The following is a 23,066-nucleotide window of genomic DNA, read 5'->3' as shown; positions in this document are numbered from 1 at the left end:
ACATCGATATCGCGGCGGGCCTCGGCCCGCCGTTCGTTTGCGAAGTTTTCAGCGTTTCCGCCTAACGTTCACGCGTGCGGAGTGCGTGATTTGATTGCAGACGTTATCGACATATCGACCCTGATGATCTGTACCTTCCTGTCGACCATGGTCGTCGGGATTTTCATGCTCCAGGTCTGGTTCACCGACCGGCGCCATGCGGCGGCCGGCTACTGGTGCCTGACCATGTGGGTCGGCTCGCTCGCCACGTCGCTCTATGCGCTGCGCCCCATCGGCTTTCCCATGCTGACCGTCGGGCTCGGCAACGGGCTCGCCATGCTTGCCTATGCCCTCATGTGGGCCGGCTTCCGGGTCTTCGACCGCCGGCCCGTCTACCGGCTGGTCGTGCTGGCAGGCCCGTTCGTCTGGAGCCTCGCCTACCTTTTCGTGCGGCAGGTCGCCGGGGACGTGAACAACCGCATCATCCTCTCGTCGCTGATCATCACGGCCTACTCGGTCTGGATGGGCGTCGACATCTGGCGCGGGCGCGGCGGCGAGACGCTGCCGACGCGCACCATGTCCGCCATCTTCTTCCTTTCGCACGGCGTCATCTATTCGCTGCGCATCCCGATGGCGGTCCTTTCGCCGGCCGGGCTCGGCAACGGCACGGCCCATTCGCCCTGGTTCGCCGTCTTCTCGCTGGAACTCTTCGCGCACACCATCCTTGCCGCCATCGCCATGCTCGTGCTGATCAAGGAACGCGGCGAGGCGCTCTACCGGCAGGCCTCGCGCACCGATGCGCTGACCGGCATCGCCAACCGCGGCTCGTTCCTCGAAGACGTGCGGACGCATCTTCCGGGCGGCGCGGGCACGCTGATGGTCTTCGATCTCGACCGGTTCAAGGCGATCAACGACACCCATGGCCATGGCGCGGGGGACGCGGTGCTGAAGCGCTTTTCGGCGCGGATTTCCTCCTGGCTGGAGGAGGGCATGCTGTTCTGCCGGTTCGGCGGCGAGGAGTTCGCGCTCTTCGCGCCGGGACATGACATGGAAAGGGCGGAGGCCTTCGCGGAAGTGCTGCGGCGCGAGGTCGCCGCCATGTCCGTCGTCTGCGAGGGGCGGGAGATCGGGGTTTCCGTCAGCATCGGCCTTGCGGACGTGGCAACTTTCGGCGCGGATTTCGACCACCTGCATTCGGCCGCCGACAGCGCGCTCTATGCCGCGAAGGAGGCCGGGCGCAACCGGGTCATGCGTGCTATGCCCGCCGGCGCGGGGCTTGCCGATGTTGCCCGGCGCATGCGGGAGCCGGTCACGCCGGCGTCAGGCCTTGCCGCGTCCGGCTAGCGCGTTTCCACGCAATTGCGGACGCAACACCCCTGCATGCTCCTGCCGGGATTGATCTATGACGCGCGCCGCGCCGCAATCTCCGCCATGGCGGCATCGGCCGTCGGGGTGAAGGTGACGCGCGGCGCATGCAGTTCGTGGGCTTCCAGCAATCGCCGCATGTCCGGTTTCAGCCCGGCGATGAAGACGCGCACGCCGGCGCGCTCGGCCTTGCGCACGAGGCCCTCTATGACGCTGGCGGCGGTGGAATCGAGCAGCGGCACATCCGTGCAGTCGAGCACGAAATTGCGCCGCTTGTCCGCGATCCGGTCGAGCACCGAGCCGACGCTGGCCGCCGCGCCGAAGAAGAACACGCCGCTGATGCGGTAGATCACCGTATCGGGATCGTCCGCCACGACGGGCCGTTCCGGCAGGTCGTTGTCCTCGCCGGCATCTTCGATGGCGCGCACGAGGCGGGGCACCGTCTCCTCGCGAATGTTCACCGCCTTGCCCATGCGGTCGATGAAAAGCACGGCGCCGAGCAGGAAGCCGACGACGATGCCTTCGGTCAGGTCCCGGAAGACCACGAGCAGGAAGGTGACGGCGAGCACCGCCGCATCGCCCCGCGAGGAGCGGAAGAGGGCGGCGATCGCCGGGCGCTCGATCATGTTGAACGAGACGACGGCCAGTACGCCGGCAAGGGCGGCGAGCGGGATGTAGCTGGCGAGCGGGGCGGCGACGAGCATGAAGACGAGAATGAACACGGCGTGCAGCATGCCGGAGACCGGGCTGGTGGCGCCGGAGCGGACATTCGTCGCCGTGCGCGCGATGGTGCCGGTCACGCAGATGCCGCCGAAGAGCGCCGAGCCGACATTGGCGAAACCCTGGGCGACGAGCTCCATGCTGGAGCGATGCCGCCGCCCCGTCATGCCGTCCGCGACGACCGCCGACAGCAGCGATTCGATGGCGCCGAGCAGGGCGAAGGCGACCGCATCCGGCAGAACCGCGAGCACGAGCTGCGGGGAGAAGGACGGCAGGGCCGGCACCGGCAGGCTGCGCGGAATCCCGCCGAAGCGGGTGCCGATGGTGTCCGCCGGCAGCGCGAGGAGAGCGGTCACGAGCGACGACACCGCGACCGCGATGAGGAGGTTGGGCCAGGAGGGGCGGAAGCGTCGCAAAAGCAGGATGATCGCGATGGTGAGCGCGGCGACGCCGAAGGCGGCGGGGCTGAAGGTGGGGCGCGCGGCCCAGAGCGCCGAGAGCTTTTCCAGGATCGGACCCGGTTCGCGCCCGTCGAGCTTCAGGCCGAAGAGTTCGCCGATCTGGCTGGCGAAGATGATGATGGCGATGCCGGCGGTGAAGCCTACCGTGACCGGGTAGGGAATGAACTTGATGTACTTGCCGAGCCGGAGATAGCCGGCGATCGCCAGCATGATGCCGGAGAGGAAGGTGGCGAGCAGCAGGCCCTCGATGCCGTGTCGGGCGGCGGTCACCGAGACGAGCACGATGAAGGCGCCGGCCGGCCCGCCCACCTGGAAGCGGCTGCCGCCGAGCGCGGAGACGAGGAAGCCGCCGACGATGGCGGTATAGAGGCCGCGGTCCGGCGTTACGCCGGAGGCGATCGCGATGGCCATGGAAAGCGGCAGCGCGACGATCGCCACCGTCAGGCCGGACAGCGCATCGGCCCGCAACCGCGCGAGGCTGTAGCCCTCCGCGAAAATGCTGGCGAGCTTCGGCATCAATGCATCGGTCATGAGAGCCTCGAAAGGCCGGTGGATGGGGGGAGGAGGTCCGGCGAGCGCATCTCACGCCGAGTCGCCCGTTTTTGCAATGGCGGATGGCAACGCTATGCGAAAATTGCAGGGCATGCGAGAAGCGCAGGATTTGTGAAATCGCTCCGTGCTTGGTTCAATGCATCCCGGCGAAAGGAAGCGGCATGAGCGAGAACGAGATCTGGGCGGCCTACGAGAAACGCCTGCTGCGTGTCTCCGCCTATATCCACGAGCATCTGGACGAGGAGCTTGATCTCGACCGGCTGTCGGAGATCGCCTGCCTTTCTGCCCATCACTGGCACCGCGTCTACCGCGCCGTGCACAACGAGACGCTGGCGGCCACCGTGCGCCGCCTGCGTCTTCATCGCGCCGCAGGCGACCTGGTGCGCAGCGGATGCTCCGTCCGGGATATCGCCGCGCGGTGGGGCTACCCCAACCTGCAATCCTTCACGCGCATCTTCGCGGCTGCCTACGGCATGCCGCCGGCGCGCTACCGGAAGGAGGGGTCCCATCGCGCCTTTGCACCCGAAAACGATGAGGAGTCCGCCCGCATGTTCGACGTAATGATCCGCACCCTTCCCGAGCAGCCGCTGCTCGCCGTTCCCCATTCCGGGGCCTATATGGGCATCGGCAAAGCCTTCGAGGCGCTCTACGGCGCGCTCTTCTCCCGCAATCTCTTCCGGCCCGACATGCGCATGATCGGCGTCTTTTTCGACGATCCCGATCTGGTGCCGGAGGGAAAGCTCCGCTCGCTTGCCTGCGTGACGGCGGGCGAGGACATTCCCGCCGAGCCGCCGCTCACACGGTACACGCTGGCGGGCGGCGACTACGCCGTGCTGCGTCACAAGGGACCTTATGCCGACATGGGGGTCGCCTACCGCTGGCTCTACGGCACATGGCTGCCGGCCTCCGGCCGCTCGATCCGCGACGCGGTGGTGTTCGAGGCCTACCTCAACAATCCGCGGGAGGTGGCGCCGAACGAGCTGCTGACGGAAATCTGCCTGCCTCTCCAGCCGGCGGTCGCTGCCTGAGAACAGGAGCGCCCGGCCAGGCTGTCTCCGGGCGCTCTACAGGGGCGGCTCTCAGCCTTTCATCGCCGGCGACTGGCGGTGCGTTTCCGCGTCGTCGAGGGCCGTTGCCTTGAGAAAGGCGGCACGCTCCTTCAGGCGGTCCGAGTAAGCCTTGAATTCCGGCCGCGCTTCCAGCGAGCCGAACTGCAGGCCCCAGTTGATATGCGAGCCGACATAGACATCCGCGGCCGTGAAGCGGTCGCCGGCAATGTAGGGATGGAGGGTGACGGCGAAGGAGAGGGTGTCGAGGGCCGTTTCATAGCTGCCGCAGCCGAGGGCGCGCTGGCGTTCCTTCGGCACCTCCATGCCGAAGGCCTTGAGCGAGACGGCCGTTTCGAGCGGGCCGGCCGCGAAGAAAAGCCAGCGGTAATAGTCGCCGCGCCGGTCCGTCGGCGGGGCGAGGCCGGCCTCGGGAAAGGCGTCGGCCATATAGGCACAGATCGCGGCGGCTTCCGTGACGACCGTCTTGCCGTGGCGGATTGCGGGCACCTTGCCCATCGGGTTGACTGCAAGATAGTCGGGCGACTTGATCGAGCCCTCGAAGGCCAGCCACTCGACGCGGTAGGGCGCGCCGACCTCCTCCAGCATCCAGCGGGCGATGCGCCCGCGCGACATGGGGTTGCTGTAGAGCACCAGTTCCTCGGCCATGATAGTCTCCTCTGCATGCGGTGTGCGGGAGAATAGGGCCGGAGGAGAGGCGTGCAAGTCTGGGCAAAGAAAAAGCCCGGCGCTGGGGCCGGGCTTTCCTGTCGGCTGGCTCAGGCGGCCATGGCCTTCCGGAGGTTCTCGTCGATCTTGTCGAGGAAGCCGGTGGTGGAGAGCCACGGCTGGTCGGGACCGATGAGGAGCGCGAGGTCCTTGGTCATGAAGCCGGATTCGACCGTGTCGACGCAGACGCGCTCCAGCGTGTCGGCGAACCTGGCGAGCTCCGCATTGCCGTCGAGCTTGGCGCGGTGGGCAAGGCCACGGGTCCAGGCGAAGATCGAGGCGATGGAGTTGGTCGAGGTTTCCTCGCCCTTCTGGTGCTGGCGGTAGTGGCGCGTCACCGTGCCGTGCGCAGCTTCCGCCTCGACGGTCTTGCCGTCCGGCGTCATCAGGACCGAGGTCATCAGGCCGAGCGAGCCGAAGCCCTGGGCCACGATGTCGGACTGCACGTCGCCGTCGTAGTTCTTGCAGGCCCAGACATAGCCGCCGGACCATTTCAGCGCCGAGGCGACCATGTCGTCGATCAGGCGATGCTCGTACCAGAGCTTGGCTTCCTTGAACCTGTCGGCGAATTCGGCGTCGAAGACCTGCTGGAAGATGTCCTTGAAGCGGCCGTCATAGACCTTGAGGATGGTGTTCTTGGTGGAGAGATACACCGGCACCTTGCGCTGCAGGCCGTAGTTGAACGACGCGCGGGCGAATTCGGTGATCGAATCGTCGAGGTTGTACATGCCCATTGCAACGCCGGCGGACGGGGCGTCATAGACCTCGTATTCGATTTCCTTGCCGTCATCGCCGATGAACTTCATCATCAGCTTGCCCTTGCCGGGGAACTTGAAGTCGGTGGCGCGGTACTGGTCGCCGAAGGCGTGGCGGCCGACGATGATCGGCTTGGTCCAGCCGGGAACGAGGCGCGGCACGTTCTTGCAGATGATCGGCTCGCGGAAGATGACGCCGCCGAGGATGTTGCGGATCGTGCCGTTCGGCGACTTCCACATCTTCTTCAGCTTGAATTCCTCGACGCGGGCTTCGTCCGGCGTGATGGTGGCGCACTTGACGCCGACGCCGTGCTTCTTGATGGCGTTGGCCGCGTCGATCGTCACCTGGTCGTCGGTGGCGTCGCGGTTCTCCATGCCGAGGTCGTAGTATTCGAGGTCGATATCAAGGTAGGGGTGGATCAGCTTGTCCTTGATGAACTGCCAGATGATGCGCGTCATCTCGTCGCCGTCGAGTTCGACGACGGGGTTGGCGACCTTGATCTTTGCCATGGAGAGCCTCGTATTTTGTAGGGGCTGCGCGCCCCGGATCGTGGACTTGAAGGAACCGCTTGGCCCTATAGCACCCATGGCCGGGAAGGCAAAGCCGACCAATGGCTGAGGTGGTTTATTTTCAGGCGCGGGAGGAATAAGTTTCGCCACGATTCCGTTTCAGGAAAGTTCGTCCGCGGTGCCCTTCCGGGCCTTGTCTCACCAATGGAGAATGTGATGTCGCGTTTCGGTCTCGCTGCGCTTGCCCTTCTGCTTCCCCTGTCCGCGGCGGCTGCCGACTTCAAGGCGCCGGTCGCGGAAATCATGGCGGCTGCGACCGCCAACTGGCAGGACACGGCGACGGAGAGCGACACCCCGCCGCCCTATACCGACTATTTCAGCGAGGACTTCCTGAAGCGCCTCTACAGCAAGGACTTCGTCGCGAAATACCGGGAAGCCGCGAAATATCCGGCCTACGAGGACGGCGGCTCGCCCTTCGACTACGATCCGATCATCGGCGGGCAGGACGGCTGCGCCCTCAAGGAGGTCGTGACGAGCGAAGGCCAGCCGTCAAACGGCGCGGAGGACGTGACCGTCACCTTCGACAACAGCCATTGCTTCGGCGAGCGCGCCTCGGACTGGCAGCCGGAGAAGCTGGTCTTCAAGGTGGTCGAGGAGGACGGCCGGGCCGTCATCGACGATATCGAGCGCACCAGCTTCGAGGAGGGCGCTTCCTTGAAGAAGGAACTCCAGCAGATCGCCGAGGAGGGACCGAACGGCGGGGCGGGCAGCGCTGCCGAAAATCCGGACTGAGCGCCCGTGCGCACTTTTCATTTCGGGCCGCTTGTGTCAGTGAGACCCCGAATTTCCGGAGCATTTCCGGCAAAAGTGCGCAGCGGTTTTGCGTTCGCAAATGCGGCGAAACAAAAAGGTAGAGCGTTTTCGCGATTCGGAGAAAAGCGAAAATGCTCCGGGGATATTTGGGCATGGCAGGCACGAACAGCGAACGCACGCTGATCGCCGAAGGACCGGCGATCATCCTCGTTCATCCGCAACTGGGCGAGAACATCGGCATGGTGGCGCGCGCCATGGCGAATTTCGGGCTGGCGGAACTGCGCCTCGTCAACCCGCGCGACGGCTGGCCGAGCGAGAAGGCGATCTCCGCCGCCAGCAAGGCAGATCACGTCATCGAGGCCGCCAAGGTCTATCCCTCGCTGGAGGAGGCCGTCTCCGACCTCGAATTCGTCTATGCCACCACGGCGCGCGACCGCTACGGCTACAAGGAGGTCCGCTCCCCGGTCGTCGCCGCCGATGACCTGCGCACGCGCTTCCGGGCCGGGCAGAAGACCGGCATTCTCTTCGGCCGCGAGCGCACGGGCCTCACCAACGAGGAGATCGCGCTTGCCGACGAGCTGGTGACCTTCCCGGTCAATCCCGCCTTCGCTTCGCTCAACCTCGCCCAGGCCGTGCTCCTCATGAGCTACGAGTGGATGAAGAGCGGCCTTGCCTCCGTCGAGGACACGCCCTTCGACGCGCTGCCGCAGCGCCCCGCCAAGAAGGAAGAGCTGCAGGGCCTCTTCGATCATGTGGAAGAGACGCTGGATGCGCGCGGCTACTTCCGCCCGGCCGAAAAAAAGCCCAAACTGGTGGAGAACCTACGCGCCATCCTGACGCGTCCTTCCTTCACCGGCACGGAGATCCAGGTCTTGCGCGGCATCGTCTCCTGCCTCGATCGCTTCACGCGGGAATCGCCGCGCGGCGCGACCAATCCCAACCGCACCCGCAACCGCCGGCCCAAGGTGCCCCGTGACAGCGAATAGAACATTTCCAGAAAAAGTGGGAACCGGTTTTTCGTCCGGAAATGTGATCGAACAAGGCGCGAAACCCATCCTGATGTTCGACAGCGGCATCGGCGGCCTCACCGTGCTGCGCGAGGCGCGCGTGCTGATGCCGGAGCGGCATTTCACCTATGTCGCCGACGATGCCGGCTTTCCCTATGGCGGCTGGGAAGAGCCGGCGCTGAAGGCGCATGTCGTCGAACTCTTCGGCAAGCTCCTGAACGCGCACGACCCGGAAGTCTGCGTCATCGCCTGCAACACCGCCTTCACGCTCGTCGGTGCGGACCTGCGCGCCGCCTTTCCGCACATGCCCTTCGTCGGCACCGTCCCGGCCATCAAGCCCGCCGCCGAGCGCACGCGCTCCGGCCTCGTCTCGGTGCTCGCGACACCCGGCACGGTCAAGCGCGCCTATACGCGCGACCTCATCCAGTCCTTCGCCAGCCAGTGCGACGTGCGCCTCGTCGGCTCGGAAAACCTCGCGCGCATGGCCGAGGCCTATATCCGCGGCGAAAGCCTTTCCGACCAGGCGGTGCGCAGCGAGATCATTCCCTGCTTCGTCGACGAGATGGGCCGCAAGACCGACATCGTCGTGCTTGCCTGCACGCATTATCCCTTCATGGCGAACCTCTTCCGCAAGCTTGCCCCCTGGCCGGTCGACTGGCTCGACCCCGCCGAAGCCATCGCCCGCCAGACCCGCCGCCTCGTCCCGCCGCTGGAAACCATCGCCCCCGGCGAGGACATCGCCGTCTTCACCTCCGGCAGGCCGGATTTCGCGACGTGCCGGCTGATGCAGGGTTTTGGGCTGCGCGTCGTTTGATGCTTGTATCGCGTATCGATACGCGATACATTATGCCATGATCGTCAGCTTCCGGCACAAAGGCTTGCAGCTCTTCTACCTGTCGGGATCGACGAAGGGCATCCAGGCATCGCACGCTGCCAAACTGGGGCGTATCCTCGGCCTGCTCGATGTCGCGAGCGGGCCTGCCGACGTCGACCTTCCCGGCTTCAGGCTGCATCCGCTCAAGGGCGGCTTGAAAGGGCACTGGTCGGTCTGGGTGAACGGAAACTGGCGGGTGACATTCCGTTTCGTCGGAGCGGATGTCGAGCTGGTGGATTATCAGGATTACCATTGAAAGGATCGAGGCAATGATGAAATCTCCTCCCCATCCGGGTGAGCTGCTTCGCGAGGACGTGCTTCAGCCGCTGGGCCTTTCGGTGACGGATGCGGCCGGTCGCCTCGGCATGTCGCGTGTCGCCCTGTCGCGCGTGCTGCATGGCCGTGCCGCGATCAGCCCCGATCTGGCGTTGCGGCTGGAGCGGGCCGGCGCTAGCACCGCCCGCGCCTGGTTGGGAATGCAGGCCAATTTCGACCTGGCGCAGGCCATGCAACGGGGCCAGCCCGACGTACAGCCTCTGGACGACAAGGCTGCCTGAGCGAAACCTTGTGGGTTTTTCAAAAGCCTGGGGCGGCGGGCGCGGTTTCGTGTTAGGGCTTGCCGGCCCGTCGGCGGCGGCCGGGCGAATCGGATTTTTCAGGAACGAGGAACGGGATGAAGGTCGGCATCGACATGGGAACGGTGCAGGGCGGCGCACCGGCCAGGCTCGATATCGAGGAACTGCTGGCGACGCGCCTGCTCGTGCAGGGCAATTCGGGATCGGGCAAGTCGCATCTGTTGCGCCGCCTGCTCGAACAGTCCGCGCAATGGGTGCAGCAGGTCATCATTGATCCCGAGGGCGATTTCGTCACGCTCTCCGACCGCTTCGGCCATGTGGTGGTCGATGGCGAGCGCACCGAGGCCGAGCTTGTCGGCATCGCCACCCGTATCCGCCAGCATCGCGTCTCCTGCGTGCTCTCGCTGGAGGGCCTTGAGGCCGACGAGCAGATGCGCGCGGCCGGCATCTTTCTCAATGCGCTGTTCGATGCGGATCGCGACTACTGGTATCCGGTGCTCGTGGTCGTCGACGAGGCGCAGCTTTTCGCCCCCGCCGTCAGCGGCGAGGTCTCCGAGGAAGCACGAAAACTTTCGCTCGGCGCAATGACGAACCTGATGTGCCGCGGCCGAAAGCGCGGCCTTGCCGGCGTCATCGCCACGCAGCGCCTTGCCAAGCTCGCCAAGAACGTCGCGGCGGAAGCCTCCAACTTCCTGATGGGCCGCACCTTCCTCGACATCGACATGGCGCGCGCCGCCGACCTCCTCGGCCTCGACCGGCGGCAGGCGGAGATGTTCCGCGACCTGCCGCGCGGCTCCTTCGTCGCGCTCGGCCCGGCGCTGTCGCGCCGCCCGCTGCCGGTGACGATCGGCGCCGTCGAGACCTCCGCGCGCTCCACCAGCCCCAAGCTGATGCCCCTGCCGGATGCGCCGCAGGACGTAGAAGACCTGATCTTCACGCCCGACCCGGACGAATTCACGCGTCCCGTCGTCCGTCGCGCGCCGCCCGCGCCGCGTCCGACGACGGATATCCTTGCCGAACTCTCCCGCGCCCGGCCGGATCCGGTGCAGGCGGAGGCGAAAGCCCCAGCGCCGGAGATTTCGGCGGAGGAGCGCGAAGGCCTGCTCGACCAGGCGCTTGCCGAAATCCTCGCCAACCCCGAGGCTGCTTTCCGCGCCGATGCCGAGCTGTTCCAGGATTTCCTCGTGCGCTGCCGCATCCGCCGCGTGCCCGGCGCGCCGCTCTCGCTGCCGGCCTTCCGGCGCAAGATGGCGGTCGCGCGCTCCGGCGTCGACGCCGATACGGCGGCGACGGAGGTATGGGCGAGGGCGCTCGACCTTTCCCGCAGCGTCACCGAGGATTTGCAGGGCGTGTTCCTGCTCGTTGCGCAGGCGGCGGTGCGCGGGCTGGCCTGCCCCTCGGATGCGCGGATCGCGCGCGCTTATGGTACCCATTCGGCCCGCCGCGCGCGCCGTCTGCTCGGCTATTTCGAGGAGCAGGGGCTGGTGGTCGTGCACAGCGATCTCGCTGGCCACCGCATCGTCGCCTTCCCGGATCTCGGCTGCGAGACGCTGCCGGGCGACGCCAACGGGCCGGACCTTGCGGATTCTCACCGCGACGCCGCCGAATAGTCGGATTTCCGGGCTTTCCGCGTTGACATCTTCCTGAAACCCGCCTAATGACCCCGCCAGCGCCGGGCAGAAATGTCCGGTGTTTCATTTGACATGTCCCGTGGATTCTCCGGTCGCGATCGTGAGAAACCTGTCGGAACCCGAAAAAGGTTCAGAGGAGGGCGTGTTTCCTTCAGCCGGTCCCGCAAGGGAACGGCATAACAAGACCTAGAGGAAATGCGATGAGCAAGCGCGCTGCATCCAAGTACAAAATCGACCGCCGTATGGGCGAAAACATCTGGGGCCGTCCGAAGTCCCCGGTCAACCGCCGCGAATACGGCCCGGGCCAGCACGGCCAGCGCCGCAAGTCGAAGCTTTCGGACTTCGGTGTTCAGCTCCGCGCCAAGCAGAAGCTGAAGGGCTACTATGGCGATATCCGCGAGAAGCAGTTCCGCGCGATCTTCGCCGAAGCCGAACGCCGCAAGGGCGACACCCCGGAAAACCTGATCGGCCTGCTCGAATCGCGCCTCGACGCGATCGTCTACCGCGCCAAGTTCGTTCCGACGGTCTTCGCCGCCCGTCAGTTCGTCAACCATGGCCACGTCAAGGTCAACGGCGTCCGCGTCAACATCGGTTCCTACCGCTGCAAGCCGGGCGACGTCATCGAAGTCAAGGAAAAGTCCAAGCAGCTCGTCACGGTTCTCGAATCCGTTGGCCTCGCTGAACGCGACGTTCCGGACTACATCGAAGCCGACCACAACAAGATGACCGCGACCTTCGTTCGCGTTCCGGTTCTCTCCGACGTTCCCTACGCGGTCGTCATGGAACCGCACCTGGTCGTCGAATTCTACTCGCGTTAATTCGCGACAGACGCCTTGCGCAATCCGGAAAAGCCGCCAAGAGATTGGCGGCTTTTTCTTTTTGGAAGCAATTCCAGGAAAAGTGTGAAGCGGTTTTCCGTGTGGAATTGCGCAAGAAAGAGACCGCATGACGGACTTGCAGGCCATCGTCGAGGAAATCCATGCGAGCCTGTCGCCGCGCCGCGGCGAGGGCAGGGTGGCCGATTACATTCCGCAGCTCGCCCATGTGGACCCTCAGAAATTCGGCATGGCCGTCGTCACGGTCGATGGCGAAACCTACCTTGCCGGCGATGCGCAAGAGGCTTTCTCCATCCAGAGCATCTCAAAGGTCTTCACCCTGACGCTGGCGCTCGGCAAGCACGGCGAGGGTATCTGGAAGCGCGTCGGGCGCGAACCATCCGGCTCGGCCTTCAACTCCATCGTCCAGCTCGAACAGGAAGCCGGCATCCCGCGCAATCCCTTCATCAATGCCGGGGCCATCGCCATCACCGACCTCGTGCTCGCCGGCCACACGCCGAAGGAGGCGATCGGCGAGGTCGTGCGCTTCCTGCGCTATCTGGCGGATGAGGAGGATATCATCGTCGACCAGGCCGTGGCGCGCTCGGAGCAGGCGACGGGCTTCCGCAATTTCGCGCTCGCCAATTTCATGCGCTCCTTCGGCAAGCTCGACCATGCGGCCGAACTGGTGCTCGGCGTCTATTTCCATCAATGCGCGCTGGCGATGAGCTGCCGGCAACTGGCGCGGGCAGGGCTGTTCCTCGCCAACAGCGGCACCAACCCGCTCACCGGCCACCGGGTCGTCTCGCATCTTCGGGCGCGGCGCATCAATGCCCTGATGCTGACCTGCGGCCACTATGACGGCTCGGGTGATTTCGCCTATCGCGTCGGCCTGCCGGGCAAGAGCGGCGTCGGCGGCGGCATTCTCGCCGTTGCGCCCGGAAAGGCCTCGGTCGCGGTCTGGTCGCCGGGGCTCAACGAGAACGGCAATTCGCTGCTCGGCTCGCTGGCGCTGGAAATGCTGGCGGCGCGCACCGGCTGGTCGGTCTTCGGGGCTTGATTGTGCCGGCCGTTCGGGGCATTGCAGGGCCATGACCCTTGCCCTTGCCGAAATCGAAGACGATGCACCGGAGGATGGCCGCCATCCGCTCTTTGCCGATGCGCCGTCGAGCGTCTCCTTCAACAAGCTGCGCAAGCGCCTGCTCCGCCAGGTGCGGCAGGCGATGGACGACTTCGCCATGCTGAAGGGCCAGAAGCGCTGGCTCGTCGGCCTTTCGGGCGGCAAGGACAGCTACGGCCTGCTGGCGCTCCTCATGGACCTCCAATGGCGCGGCCTTCTGCCCGTCGAGTTGATCGCCTGCAATCTCGACCAGGGCCAGCCGAATTTTCCCAAGCACATCCTGCCGGACTACCTGAAATCCATCGGCGTGAAACACCGCATCGAATATCGCGACACCTATTCCATCGTGAAGGAGAAGGTGCCGACGGGATCGACCTATTGCTCGCTCTGCTCGCGCCTCCGGCGCGGCAACCTCTATCGCATCGCCCGGGAGGAGGGCTGCGACGCGCTGGTGCTCGGCCACCATCGCGAGGATATCCTCGAAACCTTCTTCATGAACTTCTTCCATGGCGGGCGGCTCGCAGCCATGCCGCCGAAGCTCCTCAACGACGAGGGCGACCTGATGGTGCTGCGCCCGCTCGCCTATGCGGCGGAGGACGACCTTGCCAAATTCGCCGCCGCCATGCGGTTCCCCATCATTCCCTGCGACCTCTGCGGCTCGCAGGACGGCCTCCAGCGCAATGCGATGAAGGCGATGCTGGCGGATATCGAGACGCGCATGCCGGGCCGCAAGGACGCCATGCTGCGGGCCCTCGGCCACACCAACCCGTCCCATCTCCTCGATCCGAAGCTTTTCGATTTCTCCTCCCTGGAAACGGTAAGACAGAATGACGACGATTGACATCAATGCCCTGGCGCTCGTGCTCGCACAGGCGGCCGAGGCCGAAATCCGCCCGCGCTTCCGCGCCCTCGGCAAGGGCGACATCCGCACCAAGGCGGATGCCAACGACCTCGTGACGGAAGCCGACGAGGCGGCCGAGCGCTTCATCAAGCGCGAGGTGACGGCGCAGTTTCCGGGCGTGCTGTTCGTCGGCGAGGAATCGGTCGCGGCCGATCCTGCGCTGCTGGGCAAGCTTGCGGATGCAGAGCTCGCCATCGTCGTCGATCCGATCGACGGTACGTTCAACTTTGCCGCCGGCGTGCCGCTCTTCGGCGTCATGGCGGCGATCGTTTCCGGCGGCGAGACGGTCGGCGGCATCATCTACGATCCGATGGGCGATGATTTCGTGATGGCGGAAAAGGGCGGCGGCGCCTGGCAGACGGGCGATCATCGCCCGGCGGTCCGGCTGAAGACGCGCGGCGCCGCGCCGCTCGAGGCGATGACCGGGATGGCCTCCACCAGCTTCCTCGACCGCGAGCGCCGGGCGCGCATCCTGTCGAACCTCGCCAAGGTCGCCTTCGTCTCCAACTACCGCTGCGCCGCGCACGAATACCGCACCTTCGCAGGCGGCAACCTGCATTACCTGATGTACAACAAGCTGATGCCCTGGGATCACCTCGCCGGCACGCTGATCGCCGAGGAGGCCGGCGCCTATGCCGCCCGCTTCGACGGCTCGGCCTACAAGCCCCATCATGTCGAGGGTGGGCTGCTGGTCGCGCCGGACAGGGAAAGCTGGGAGATGCTCCGCCGCGAGGTCTTCGTCGACTGAGCGGAGCGCATTGAATGAAAAGGCCCGGCTGCATCCGCATCCGGGCCTTTTGTTTGCCTTCAAACCTTGCCTCCCGTCATCCTCGGGCTCGACCCGAGGATCCACCGGCGTCCGCGGCATGGATGGCCAGCCCTGCCGCCACGCCTCTCAAACCGCCTTGTTATGCGGCTGGAACAGCTTGCCGTGCTCGGCGATGAGCACGAAGATCAGGCCGATGACCGACAGGATGAAGAACCCGGCGACGAGCGGCAGGGCCGTGCCGTTGAAGGACTGGCCGATGATGGCCCCGATCACCGTGCCGCCGGCCGTGCCCATGAAGCCGAGCACGGAGGAGGCGGTGCCGGCCACGTGGCCGAGCGGCTCCATGGCGAGCGAGTTGAAGTTCGAGCCGATCCAGCCGAACTGGAACATCGCCAGCGCAAACAGCACGATGAAGATCGGGAACGGCACATGCGGCGTCCAGGCGAGCGTCAGCAGCAGCCAGATCGTGTTGACCGCAAGGAAGCCTACCAGCGCGCCGTGCGACAGGCGCCGCATGCCGAAGCGTCCGACGAGCCGCGCGTTGACGAAGGACGACAGCGCCATGAACGCGGCGACGCCCGCGAAGGCGACCGGGAACCAGACGCCGAGCCCGTAGATGCCGACATAGATCTGCTGCGCCGAGTTGATGAAGCCGAACAGCGAGCCGAAGATGAAGGTGCTGGCCAGCGTGTAGCACAGCGCGACGCGGTTCGTCAGGACGATGCGGAAGCCGGCAAGGACGGAGCGGACCGTGAAGGGACGCACGTCCTCGGGATGCAGCGTCTCGGGCAGGCGGAAATACATCCAGGCGCCGACGGCGAACGCCATGACAGCCATGAAGATGAAGATCAGGTGCCATTCGCCGAACAGCATGACGACTTGGCCCGTGCCCGGCGCCAGCACCGGAACGACCATGAAGACCATCATGATGAGCGACATGACCTCCGCCATCGCGCGCCCGCCGAAGACGTCGCGGACGATGGAGATGGTGATGACGCGCATGGCGGCCGAGCCGATGCCCTGGATGAAGCGCAGCGCTAGAAGCGCGGCAAAGCTCGGCACCAGGATCGCGGCGAGCGATGAGACGATATAGACCGCAAGGCCGAAGAACATCGGCGCGCGGCGGCCGAAGCGGTCGGAGACCGGGCCGTAGAGCAACTGCGCGAAGGCAAAGCCGATCAGGTAGGCCGAGATGACATATTGCCGGTGGTTCTCGTTCTCGACGCCGAGGCTTGCGCCGATCTCCTGGAGACCCGGCAGCATGATGTCGATGGCGAGCGCATTGAGTGCCATCAGGAGGGCCATCAGCGCAATGAATTCTATCTTGCCCATGCCTTTCAGGCGCTGGGCCGATTCGGGGGAAAGTCCTGACATATCAATTTATTCCATGAAAGAGATAAGGCGCCGCTTGGTGCGGCGCCTTTGAAAAGCTTGCCGTAGGAAAAACCAGTGAAGCGTCAGGCAGCGCCCTTGAGCGCGATACCCTGTCCCTGCAGGTGCGACTGCAGTTCGCCCGACTGGAACATCTCGCGCACGATGTCGCAACCGCCGACGAACTCGCCCTTGACATAAAGCTGCGGGATGGTCGGCCAGTTGGAATAGTCCTTGATGCCCTGGCGGATGTCGGCGTCGGCGAGCACGTTGATGCCCTTGTAGTCCACACCCACATAGTCGAGGATCTGCACGACCTGACCGGAGAACCCACACTGCGGGAATTCCGGCGTGCCCTTCAAGAAGAGGACGACGTCGTTGGTCTTCACTTCGTTTTCGATGAAATCGTGGATGCCGCTCATTTCCGTATTCCCTAGCAAATCGGCTTCAAGGACCGATGCGATGAACAATGCGCCCTAAATAACAACCTCGGGTGAGAATTGCCAGAAGCCGCCCAGAAAAATTGCCGCTGTGTGTGCTTCAGGCCGCAGTGCGGTGCGGGCGATAGGCGATGAACCAGTGGGCGAGCCCTCCGGCGAGGCCGCCTGCGACGGCGAAGAAGAAAAACTCTCTCCAGTCGAGCAACCGGGCGATGAGGACGGTCGCGATGAAACCGGGCAGGGCACGGCGGCGATGTAACCGCCGCCGACAAGAAGGGCGCCGGGCTGACGGCCGGATGAGGCCCCTACGCTCGCGTCGCCGGTCAGCGGCTGCGCTGGCTGCTGCGGCCGGCCGCCGTACGGCGGCGGCTCACCTGTTTGCGGGTGCGCTTGGGCGCCTTCTTCGCCGGCTTGAGCGCTGCCTCCAGAATATCGCCCAGGAGCCCGCCGGACGCCTTCTTGGTCGTCGTCTTGCGGCGCGTGCGCTTGGTTGTCGCCTTACGCACGCCGGTCTTCTTCAGCACCTCTTTCAGGGCTGCATCGACCACGCCGGAGACGAGTTCATCGAGAAGGCCGGCCATGGCGGATCAGTCCGGGATCGAGGTCTGGAGGGCGAGGGCATGCAGCACGCCGCCCATATTGCCCTTGAGGGCGTCGTAGACCATCTGGTGCTGCTGCACGCGGGTCTTGCCGCGGAAGGCTTCCGCGACGACCTCGGCGGCGTAGTGATCGCCGTCGCCGGCAAGATCGCGGATGACCACCTTCGCGCCGGGGATGCCGGATTTGATCAGGTCTTCGATATCGCCGGGTGACATAGCCATGTGTACTGCTCCCTTGTCTTATTCCGCGGCGGCAGCGGCATTGCCGTTGCCATCCATGAAGTCAGGGAACCACGATTCATGGGTGCTGCGCAATTGCTCAATCGGCAGCGACAGATAGCCATCCACGGCCAAGGCATCGCCGCTTACCGTGCCGAGGCGGCGGAACGGAACGCCCGCGCCTTCCGCATTGGCGCAGATGAAGCCTGCGAGATCGGCCGGCACGGCGATGACGTAGCGGGCCTGGTCCTCGCCGAAGAGCAGCGCATGGGCCGGGCCGTTCGCCTCGGAAAGGTCAATCCTGGCGCCCTTGCCGGAGGACATCGCCATTTCCGCGAGCGCGACGGCAAGGCCGCCCGAGGAGATGTCGTGGCAGGCCGTGACCTGGCCGTTGCGGATGGCCGAGCGCACGAAGTCGCCGTTGCGGCGCTCCGCGTAGAGGTCGACTTCCGGAGCCGGGCCGTCGACGATGCCGAGCACGTCGCGCAGATAGACGGACTGGCCGAGATGGCTGCCGTCGACGCCGATGAGGAGGAGGTGGTCGCCGTCCTTCGCGCCGCCGATCTTCGCCATGACGGACCAGTCGGGCAGGAGGCCGACGCCGGCGATGGTCGGGGTCGGCAGGATCGCGATGCCGTTGGTCTCGTTGTAGAGCGAGACATTGCCGGAGACGATGGGGAAGTCGAGCGCGCGGCAGGCTTCGCCGATGCCCTCGATGGCCTTGACGAACTGACCCATGATCTCGGGCTTTTCCGGGTTGCCGAAGTTCAGGTTGTCGGTGGAGGCGAGCGGCTCGGCGCCGGTCGCGGTGATGTTGCGCCAGCATTCGGCGACGGCCTGCTTGCCGCCCTCGAACGGATCGGCCTCGACATAGCGCGGGGTCACGTCGGAGGAGAAGGCGAGCGCCTTGGTCGCATGGCCCTCGACGCGCACGACGCCGGCGTCGCCGCCCGGAATCTGCAGCGAATTGCCCTGGATCAGCGTGTCGTACTGCTCGTAGACCCAGCGGCGGCTCGACTGGTTCGGCGAGCCGACGAGCTTGAGGAGGGCCTGTCCGTAGTCGTTCGGCTCGGCGACGAGATTGGCCGGCAGCGGCGCGGGCTTGCCCGGCTCGCGCCAGGGGCGGTCGTATTCCGGCGCTTCGTCGCCGAGCTGCTTGATCGGCAGGTTCGCGACTTCCTCGCCCTGGTGCAGGATGCGGAAGCGCAGGTCGTCCGTCGTCTTGCCGACGATGGCGAAGTCGAGGCCCCACTTGACGAAGATCGCCTTGGCGACCTCTTCCTTGGCGGGTTCGAGGACCATGAGCATGCGCTCCTGGCTTTCCGACAGCATCATCTCGTAGGCGGTCATGCGCTCTTCGCGTACCGGCACGAGATCGAGGTTGAGCTCGATGCCGAGGTCGCCCTTGGCGCCCATCTCGACCGCCGAGCAGGTGAGGCCCGCTGCGCCCATGTCCTGGATGGCGATGACGGCGCCGGTCTGCATGAGTTCCAGGCAGGCTTCCAGCAGGCACTTTTCGGTGAAGGGGTCGCCGACCTGGACGGTCGGGCGCTTCTCCTCGATGGATTCGTCGAACTCGGCCGAGGCCATGGTCGCGCCGCCGACGCCGTCGCGGCCGGTCTTGGCGCCGAGATAGACGACCGGAAGGCCGACGCCCTTGGCTTCGGACAGGAAGATCGCGTTGGACTTGGCGAGACCGGCGGCAAAGGCGTTGACGAGGATGTTGCCGTTGTAGCGCGCGTCGAACTCGACTTCGCCGCCGACGGTCGGCACGCCGAAGGAATTGCCGTAGCCGCCGACGCCGGCGACGACGCCCGAGACGAGGTGGCGGGTCTTCGTATGGTCCGGCTCGCCGAAGCGCAGCGCGTTCATCGCCGCGACCGGGCGTGCGCCCATGGTGAAGACGTCGCGCAGGATCCCGCCGACACCCGTCGCCGCGCCCTGGTAGGGCTCGATATAGGACGGGTGGTTGTGGCTCTCCATCTTGAAGACCACGCAGTCGCCGTCGTCGATATCCACCACGCCGGCATTTTCGCCCGGGCCCTGGATGACGCGCGGACCCTTGGTCGGCAGCGTGCGCAGCCAGCGCTTGGAGGACTTGTACGAGCAGTGCTCGTTCCACATGGCCGAGAAGATGCCGAGTTCGGTGAAGGTCGGCTCGCGGCCGATCAGCGAGAGGATGCGGTCATATTCATCCGGCTTCAGCCCGTGGGCGGCAATCAGCTCCGGGGTGATCGGGCGGGTGTTCGAAATGGTCATCGTCGCTCGTCTTGTCGGTGGAGGGCAGGATTGCGGTCTCTTTACCCCATGCCGCTTTGCGGCGCGACAGGAAAATGACCGCCAACCACATGAGAAAGCGGCGCTCAGGCCGGGCTGTCATAGCCGGTCGGACCGTGCGCGAGCAGGCGGCGCAGGCGCGTCAGGCCGGTGACGACGTCTTCCCGGTTCTCCGGCGAGGAAAAGCCGATGCGCACCCGGTAGAAGGTCTTTTCCGAGCGGCCGGCCTTGAACTCGTCCTCGTCGTCGATGAGGATGTCCTCGGCGAAGGCCGCCTGGCGGAACGTGCCGGAAAGCCAGGGGTCCGGCAGCTTCAGCCAGAGGAAGGGCACGCGCGGGTGCGAGTTGAAATCGAGCCCGGCGAGGATGTCGCGCGCATGGGCCTCGCGCGCGCTCACCTCCTCGGCGACCTGCGTGCGGATGGCATCGGCCGTGCCGCTCAGCACCAGCCGCGCGGCCAGTTCGGCAAGCAGGTAGGGCAGGCCGCCGCTCACCATCTTGTGGGCGATGCGCACGCGCTGGGCAAGGTGCGGCGGGCAGGCGATCCAGCCGCCGCGCACCCCGGCCGCCACGCTCTTCGACAGGCCGCCGACCAGGAAGGTGCGCTCGGGCGCGATTTCGGCAAGCAGCGGGATGCCGTTGTCCGTCGCCCCGCCGTAGAGATTGTCCTCCACCAGGAAGACATTGTGCCGCCTGGCGATGGCGGCAATGGCGCGGCGACGCTCCTCCGGCATGGTGGCGAGCGTCGGGTTCTGCGCCGAGGACATCAGGAAGGCGAGCTTGGGATGCTGCTGCAGGCAGACCCGCTCGAAATCCTCGGGGATGACGCCGTCCGCGTCCGATTCGACGAGCGCGGTCTGGCGGCCGAGGAGGGCGGTGCCGCGGCTGATCTGCGAATAGGTGACGTGCTCGAAGGCGATTCGGTCGCCGGGCGCGGTGATGACGGAGACGGCCGCGATGACCGCCGCATGGGCGCCGAGCGTCGGGACGATGCTGTCGAGGCCGGGCTGCCAGTCGCCCCGCCTCAGCCAGACGCGGCCCGCTTCCAGCCAGTGCTGCGGGAAGTTCCGGGTATAGCTTGCGATTTCGCTCGGCTTTTCCCGGCATATCGCCGAGAGGACGTCGGTGATGACGGCCGCCTGGCCGACATCCGTCGCCGCCGTGGTGTCGAAGCGCAATTTACCCGGCGGGGCGTTGGCGGCACGCGTGCCGGACAGCCGGGCGCTGACCATGTCGACCGGCGCCGGCTCGTCCTCCGCCCCCGTGCCGAGCACGTAGGTCCCGCGGCCGACCTCGCCGCTGACCAGCCCGCGTTCGCGCACCATGCTGTAGGCGCGGCTGACCGTGCCGATCGTCACGCCGATGTCATAGGCGAGGTTGCGCTGGGGCGGCAGCTTGCTGCCGGATGCGAGCGCACCGGTGTTGATCGCCTGCTCGATCTGGTCGGCGATGCGGACATAGAGCGGGCCGTCGGAGGCCTGGAGATTGGGCAGCCAATTTGTCATGGTGGCAATTCTTATATTGCACCGTTTTTAGAGTCAATTCATCTCTGCCTCCACCGATTGTCACCATCACCGGTGACGGTTCAGGAGGTGCAGCAATGGCAATCGATACATTTTACGCCGATGCAAAGGGCAAGGCGCAAGGCTCGCTCCGGGCGATCCTTCGGCGCGCATGGCGCGCCTGCTGGACATGGCATATCAAGCGGCATACGCGCTACGCGCTGCTGGAGCTGACGGACGAGCAGCTGCGCGATGTCGGGCTGACCCGCAGCGAAGCCCGGCGCGAGGCCGGAAAGTCCTGTTACTGGGATTGATCCCGTCAGCAGCCCTTGCCGCCGCCGGCCCAGCGCCTGACGTCGGTCGCGATGCGCGGACCGACGGCCTCGCCCATCAGCGGGCCGAATGCGTCGAGCTTGGCGGGGCTGCCTTCCGCCTGCACGACGAGCAGCGGACGGGATTCCGGCGAATTGCGATGGACGACGAGGATGCGCGGGCGCCCGGAGAAGGAATTCAGCTCCGGCGCAAGGCGATAGGCCTTGAAGGCCGGATCGCCCGACTTGAACCAGCAGCCGTTCGCGCCGAGCGCGACCCGCTCCATCATCGGAAGGGCGCGATTGTCGGCCTTCGGCGCCGGGGGCTTCGCCTGGCAGCCGACCAGGGCCGCAGCGGCGACGAGCGGCAGGAGGAGCTTGGCGGAGAGGAGAGGGCGCATGGAAGACCTTTCGGGAGCGAACATGCGCCCTTGATAGCAAGGGCCGGTTAAGAGAGGCTGACGAAACCGTGCGGAGCCGACGGATCGGTGCTTTTCGGCGCCCTCGTCCGGCAGGTTTCGTCCGGTTGCCTCAGGCAGCGATGACGTCGAGGACCGATGCGAAGAGACCGCGGCCGTCGGAACCGCCATGGGCGGCTTCGATGAGGTTTTCCGGATGCGGCATCAGGCCGAGGACGTTGCCCTTTTCGTTCATCACGCCGGCAATGTCGTTGATAGAGCCGTTCGGGTTGGTGCCTTCGGCATAGCGGAAGACGACCTGGCCGTTGCCTTCGATGGCCGCCAGCGTCCCGGCGTCGGCGAAATAGTTGCCGTCGTGGTGGGCGACCGGGCAGCGGATGATCTGGCCCTTGTCATAGGCGCGGGTGAAGTCGGTCTCGGCATTCGCCACTTCCAGCTTCACTTCGCGGCAGACGAATTTCAGCGAGGCGTTGCGCATCAGCGCGCCCGGCAGGAGACCCGCTTCGAGCAGGATCTGGAAGCCGTTGCACACGCCCAGCACCTTCACGCCGGCCTCGGCCTTCGCCTTGATCGCCTGCATGACGGGCATGCGGGCGGCAATCGCGCCGCAGCGCAGGTAGTCGCCATAGGAGAAGCCGCCCGGGATGACGATCAGGTCGACATCCGGCAGGTCCGTTTCGGTCTGCCAGACGGTCACCGGCGCCTTGCCGGAAATCTTGGTCAGCGCCGCGATCATGTCGCGATCGCGGTTGAGGCCGGGAAGTTGGACGACGGCGGACTTCATGGGTGTTCTTCAAACCTTGCCTGGGCCTCGGCGAGTTCACGCAGTTCGAGGCGGTTTTCGATACGGTCGAGACGCTGGTCCATTTGGGCGAAGGTCCCGCGGAGACTGTTGATGTCACCCTGCATGCTGTGAATCTGGTTGCGTATGGAGAGATTATCCTGACGAAGGTCGCGCTGGCCTTCCTTCAGCAGGGCAATGTCGATCTGGATACGCTTCAGGATTTCACAGACAAGATCGGCATCGACGGTAGCCATCGCCCGTCTCCTCAACCATTAAGAGAGGGCGATAGTATAGTTCTCGATTACCGTGTTGGCCAGAAGCTTGTCGCACATGGCCTTGAGGTCGGCTTCGGCCTTGGCGCGGTCGGCGGTCTGGAGCTCCAGGTCGAAGACCTTGCCCTGGCGGACCTGGCCGACACCGTCGAAGCCGAGGCTGCCGAGCGCGCCCTCGATGGCCTTGCCCTGCGGGTCGAGAACGCCGTTCTTGAGCGTAACCGTTACGCGTGCCTTGATCATGTCTCTC

General features: G+C 65.7%; 26 protein-coding genes. 13 read left to right on the top strand and 13 right to left on the bottom strand.

Annotated features, from left to right (window positions below; genetic code table 11):
* Positions 1–90: 90 nt before the first annotated feature.
* Positions 91–1,323, top strand: coding sequence for a GGDEF domain-containing protein (locus tag L0976_RS01025; protein WP_234185647.1), 1,233 nt, complete (start codon positions 91–93; stop codon positions 1,321–1,323).
* 56 nt (positions 1,324–1,379) lie between these two features.
* On the opposite strand, the gene L0976_RS01020 is transcribed toward L0976_RS01025, so the two are convergent.
* Complete coding sequence (locus L0976_RS01020; RefSeq protein ID WP_234185646.1) at positions 1,380–3,056, bottom strand: SulP family inorganic anion transporter; 1,677 nt, start codon at positions 3,054–3,056, stop codon at positions 1,380–1,382.
* Positions 3,057–3,238: 182 nt separating this feature from the next.
* Here L0976_RS01020 and L0976_RS01015 point away from each other — a divergent pair, with 182 nt between their 5' ends.
* Positions 3,239–4,105, top strand: a complete 867-nt coding sequence (locus L0976_RS01015; protein ID WP_234185645.1) for a GyrI-like domain-containing protein — start codon at positions 3,239–3,241, stop codon at positions 4,103–4,105.
* Between the two features lie 51 nt (positions 4,106–4,156).
* Here L0976_RS01015 and L0976_RS01010 read toward each other — a convergent pair whose 3' ends face one another.
* Positions 4,157–4,792, bottom strand: a complete 636-nt coding sequence (locus tag L0976_RS01010) for a glutathione S-transferase family protein (RefSeq protein WP_234185644.1) — start codon at positions 4,790–4,792, stop codon at positions 4,157–4,159.
* Positions 4,793–4,902: 110 nt separating this feature from the next.
* Positions 4,903–6,117, bottom strand: a complete 1,215-nt coding sequence (locus tag L0976_RS01005) for an NADP-dependent isocitrate dehydrogenase (protein ID WP_234185643.1) — start codon at positions 6,115–6,117, stop codon at positions 4,903–4,905.
* Between the two features lie 216 nt (positions 6,118–6,333).
* On the opposite strand from L0976_RS01005, the gene L0976_RS01000 reads away from it, so the two are divergent.
* The 10 genes from L0976_RS01000 (at position 6,334) to L0976_RS00955 (ending at position 14,601) form a co-directional block, all read left to right on the top strand.
* Positions 6,334–6,909: a hypothetical protein gene (locus L0976_RS01000; protein ID WP_234185642.1), complete on the top strand. Its 576-nt coding sequence runs from the start codon at positions 6,334–6,336 to the stop codon at positions 6,907–6,909.
* Positions 6,910–7,082: 173 nt separating this feature from the next.
* Entirely contained in the window at positions 7,083–7,916 is an 834-nt protein-coding gene (locus L0976_RS00995) for an RNA methyltransferase (RefSeq protein ID WP_203319048.1), read from the top strand.
* Between the two features lie 73 nt (positions 7,917–7,989).
* Positions 7,990–8,751: a glutamate racemase gene (murI, locus tag L0976_RS00990; RefSeq protein WP_234186190.1), complete on the top strand. Its 762-nt coding sequence runs from the start codon at positions 7,990–7,992 to the stop codon at positions 8,749–8,751.
* A gap of 37 nt (positions 8,752–8,788) precedes the next feature.
* On the top strand, positions 8,789–9,067 hold the full coding sequence (locus L0976_RS00985) for a type II toxin-antitoxin system RelE/ParE family toxin (protein ID WP_203319047.1): 279 nt from the start codon (positions 8,789–8,791) through the stop codon (positions 9,065–9,067).
* A 13-nt stretch (positions 9,068–9,080) separates the two neighbouring features.
* On the top strand, positions 9,081–9,368 hold the full coding sequence (locus L0976_RS00980) for a HigA family addiction module antitoxin (protein WP_234185641.1): 288 nt from the start codon (positions 9,081–9,083) through the stop codon (positions 9,366–9,368).
* A 116-nt stretch (positions 9,369–9,484) separates the two neighbouring features.
* Positions 9,485–10,996, top strand: a complete 1,512-nt coding sequence (locus tag L0976_RS00975; protein ID WP_234185640.1) for an ATP-binding protein — start codon at positions 9,485–9,487, stop codon at positions 10,994–10,996.
* Between the two features lie 221 nt (positions 10,997–11,217).
* Positions 11,218–11,835, top strand: a complete 618-nt coding sequence (rpsD, locus tag L0976_RS00970) for a 30S ribosomal protein S4 (protein ID WP_119258341.1) — start codon at positions 11,218–11,220, stop codon at positions 11,833–11,835.
* A gap of 127 nt (positions 11,836–11,962) precedes the next feature.
* The gene (locus L0976_RS00965) at positions 11,963–12,892 is read left to right on the top strand and encodes a glutaminase (protein ID WP_234185639.1); all 930 of its coding nucleotides are present in this window, start codon (positions 11,963–11,965) and stop codon (positions 12,890–12,892) included.
* Between the two features lie 31 nt (positions 12,893–12,923).
* Positions 12,924–13,793, top strand: a complete 870-nt coding sequence (ttcA, locus tag L0976_RS00960; protein ID WP_234185638.1) for a tRNA 2-thiocytidine(32) synthetase TtcA — start codon at positions 12,924–12,926, stop codon at positions 13,791–13,793.
* Complete coding sequence (locus L0976_RS00955) at positions 13,780–14,601, top strand: inositol monophosphatase (RefSeq protein ID WP_234185637.1); 822 nt, start codon at positions 13,780–13,782, stop codon at positions 14,599–14,601. Before ttcA ends, L0976_RS00955 begins: the two co-directional genes overlap by 14 nt.
* A 147-nt stretch (positions 14,602–14,748) precedes the next feature.
* On the opposite strand, the gene L0976_RS00950 is transcribed toward L0976_RS00955, so the two are convergent.
* The 6 genes from L0976_RS00950 to L0976_RS00925 all read right to left on the bottom strand — a co-directional run bounded on the left by L0976_RS00950 (position 14,749) and on the right by L0976_RS00925 (position 21,033).
* Positions 14,749–15,954 (bottom strand): multidrug effflux MFS transporter, encoded by a 1,206-nt coding sequence (locus L0976_RS00950; protein WP_234186189.1) that lies wholly within the window; start codon positions 15,952–15,954, stop codon positions 14,749–14,751.
* 125 nt (positions 15,955–16,079) lie between these two features.
* On the bottom strand, positions 16,080–16,415 hold the full coding sequence (gene grxD, locus L0976_RS00945; RefSeq protein WP_203319041.1) for a Grx4 family monothiol glutaredoxin: 336 nt from the start codon (positions 16,413–16,415) through the stop codon (positions 16,080–16,082).
* A 341-nt stretch (positions 16,416–16,756) separates the two neighbouring features.
* A complete protein-coding gene (locus L0976_RS00940) occupies positions 16,757–17,014 on the bottom strand; it encodes a hypothetical protein (RefSeq protein ID WP_203319040.1) in 258 nt (85 codons plus the stop codon).
* Positions 17,015–17,020: 6 nt separating this feature from the next.
* Positions 17,021–17,254: a BolA/IbaG family iron-sulfur metabolism protein gene (locus tag L0976_RS00935; RefSeq protein WP_117366205.1), complete on the bottom strand. Its 234-nt coding sequence runs from the start codon at positions 17,252–17,254 to the stop codon at positions 17,021–17,023.
* 18 nt (positions 17,255–17,272) lie between these two features.
* Complete coding sequence (gene purL / locus L0976_RS00930) at positions 17,273–19,510, bottom strand: phosphoribosylformylglycinamidine synthase subunit PurL (protein ID WP_234185636.1); 2,238 nt, start codon at positions 19,508–19,510, stop codon at positions 17,273–17,275.
* A gap of 104 nt (positions 19,511–19,614) precedes the next feature.
* Complete coding sequence (locus L0976_RS00925; protein WP_234185635.1) at positions 19,615–21,033, bottom strand: PLP-dependent aminotransferase family protein; 1,419 nt, start codon at positions 21,031–21,033, stop codon at positions 19,615–19,617.
* A 95-nt stretch (positions 21,034–21,128) separates the two neighbouring features.
* Here L0976_RS00925 and L0976_RS00920 point away from each other — a divergent pair, with 95 nt between their 5' ends.
* Positions 21,129–21,344, top strand: coding sequence for a DUF1127 domain-containing protein (locus tag L0976_RS00920; RefSeq protein ID WP_203319037.1), 216 nt, complete (start codon positions 21,129–21,131; stop codon positions 21,342–21,344).
* Positions 21,345–21,349: 5 nt separating this feature from the next.
* Here the strand turns inward: L0976_RS00920 and L0976_RS00915 are convergent, their stop codons facing one another.
* The 4 genes from L0976_RS00915 to purS all read right to left on the bottom strand — a co-directional run bounded on the left by L0976_RS00915 (position 21,350) and on the right by purS (position 23,059).
* A complete protein-coding gene (locus L0976_RS00915; RefSeq protein WP_234185634.1) occupies positions 21,350–21,742 on the bottom strand; it encodes a hypothetical protein in 393 nt (130 codons plus the stop codon).
* Between the two features lie 130 nt (positions 21,743–21,872).
* Positions 21,873–22,544 carry a phosphoribosylformylglycinamidine synthase subunit PurQ gene (purQ, locus tag L0976_RS00910; protein WP_234185633.1) on the bottom strand — a complete coding sequence of 224 codons (672 nt, stop codon included), beginning with the start codon at positions 22,542–22,544 and terminating at the stop codon, positions 21,873–21,875.
* Positions 22,541–22,798 carry a hypothetical protein gene (locus L0976_RS00905; protein ID WP_234185632.1) on the bottom strand — a complete coding sequence of 86 codons (258 nt, stop codon included), beginning with the start codon at positions 22,796–22,798 and terminating at the stop codon, positions 22,541–22,543. Before L0976_RS00905 ends, purQ begins: the two co-directional genes overlap by 4 nt.
* An 18-nt stretch (positions 22,799–22,816) precedes the next feature.
* Complete coding sequence (gene purS / locus L0976_RS00900; protein ID WP_203319033.1) at positions 22,817–23,059, bottom strand: phosphoribosylformylglycinamidine synthase subunit PurS; 243 nt, start codon at positions 23,057–23,059, stop codon at positions 22,817–22,819.
* Between the last annotated feature and the right edge of the window lie 7 nt (positions 23,060–23,066).

It is taken from the genome of Shinella sp. NM-101 (assembly GCF_021401195.1).
Lineage (GTDB): Bacteria > Pseudomonadota > Alphaproteobacteria > Rhizobiales > Rhizobiaceae > Shinella.
The sequence above is the reverse complement of the archived record's forward strand: the minus strand, read 5'-3'. Positions and strand labels throughout refer to the sequence as shown.

Excerpts from the sequence above, each read along its gene's own strand:
- L0976_RS01020 (WP_234185646.1), bottom strand. The coding sequence starts at position 3,056 with ATGACCGATGCATTGATGCCGAAGCTCGCCAGCATTTTCGCGGAGGGC.
- L0976_RS01015 (WP_234185645.1), top strand. The coding sequence starts at position 3,239 with ATGAGCGAGAACGAGATCTGGGCGGCCTACGAGAAACGCCTGCTGCGT.
- L0976_RS01010 (WP_234185644.1), bottom strand. The coding sequence starts at position 4,792 with ATGGCCGAGGAACTGGTGCTCTACAGCAACCCCATGTCGCGCGGGCGC.
- L0976_RS01005 (WP_234185643.1), bottom strand. The coding sequence starts at position 6,117 with ATGGCAAAGATCAAGGTCGCCAACCCCGTCGTCGAACTCGACGGCGAC.
- L0976_RS01000 (WP_234185642.1), top strand. The coding sequence starts at position 6,334 with ATGTCGCGTTTCGGTCTCGCTGCGCTTGCCCTTCTGCTTCCCCTGTCC.
- L0976_RS00995 (WP_203319048.1), top strand. The coding sequence starts at position 7,083 with ATGGCAGGCACGAACAGCGAACGCACGCTGATCGCCGAAGGACCGGCG.
- murI (WP_234186190.1), top strand. The coding sequence starts at position 7,990 with ATGTTCGACAGCGGCATCGGCGGCCTCACCGTGCTGCGCGAGGCGCGC.
- L0976_RS00985 (WP_203319047.1), top strand. The coding sequence starts at position 8,789 with ATGATCGTCAGCTTCCGGCACAAAGGCTTGCAGCTCTTCTACCTGTCG.
- L0976_RS00980 (WP_234185641.1), top strand. The coding sequence starts at position 9,081 with ATGATGAAATCTCCTCCCCATCCGGGTGAGCTGCTTCGCGAGGACGTG.
- L0976_RS00975 (WP_234185640.1), top strand. The coding sequence starts at position 9,485 with ATGAAGGTCGGCATCGACATGGGAACGGTGCAGGGCGGCGCACCGGCC.
- rpsD (WP_119258341.1), top strand. The coding sequence starts at position 11,218 with ATGAGCAAGCGCGCTGCATCCAAGTACAAAATCGACCGCCGTATGGGC.
- L0976_RS00965 (WP_234185639.1), top strand. The coding sequence starts at position 11,963 with ATGACGGACTTGCAGGCCATCGTCGAGGAAATCCATGCGAGCCTGTCG.
- ttcA (WP_234185638.1), top strand. The coding sequence starts at position 12,924 with ATGACCCTTGCCCTTGCCGAAATCGAAGACGATGCACCGGAGGATGGC.
- L0976_RS00955 (WP_234185637.1), top strand. The coding sequence starts at position 13,780 with ATGACGACGATTGACATCAATGCCCTGGCGCTCGTGCTCGCACAGGCG.
- L0976_RS00950 (WP_234186189.1), bottom strand. The coding sequence starts at position 15,954 with ATGGGCAAGATAGAATTCATTGCGCTGATGGCCCTCCTGATGGCACTC.
- grxD (WP_203319041.1), bottom strand. The coding sequence starts at position 16,415 with ATGAGCGGCATCCACGATTTCATCGAAAACGAAGTGAAGACCAACGAC.
- L0976_RS00940 (WP_203319040.1), bottom strand. The coding sequence starts at position 17,014 with ATGGCCGGCCTTCTCGATGAACTCGTCTCCGGCGTGGTCGATGCAGCC.
- L0976_RS00935 (WP_117366205.1), bottom strand. The coding sequence starts at position 17,254 with ATGGCTATGTCACCCGGCGATATCGAAGACCTGATCAAATCCGGCATC.
- purL (WP_234185636.1), bottom strand. The coding sequence starts at position 19,510 with ATGACCATTTCGAACACCCGCCCGATCACCCCGGAGCTGATTGCCGCC.
- L0976_RS00925 (WP_234185635.1), bottom strand. The coding sequence starts at position 21,033 with ATGACAAATTGGCTGCCCAATCTCCAGGCCTCCGACGGCCCGCTCTAT.
- L0976_RS00920 (WP_203319037.1), top strand. The coding sequence starts at position 21,129 with ATGGCAATCGATACATTTTACGCCGATGCAAAGGGCAAGGCGCAAGGC.
- L0976_RS00915 (WP_234185634.1), bottom strand. The coding sequence starts at position 21,742 with ATGCGCCCTCTCCTCTCCGCCAAGCTCCTCCTGCCGCTCGTCGCCGCT.
- purQ (WP_234185633.1), bottom strand. The coding sequence starts at position 22,544 with ATGAAGTCCGCCGTCGTCCAACTTCCCGGCCTCAACCGCGATCGCGAC.
- L0976_RS00905 (WP_234185632.1), bottom strand. The coding sequence starts at position 22,798 with ATGGCTACCGTCGATGCCGATCTTGTCTGTGAAATCCTGAAGCGTATC.
- purS (WP_203319033.1), bottom strand. The coding sequence starts at position 23,059 with ATGATCAAGGCACGCGTAACGGTTACGCTCAAGAACGGCGTTCTCGAC.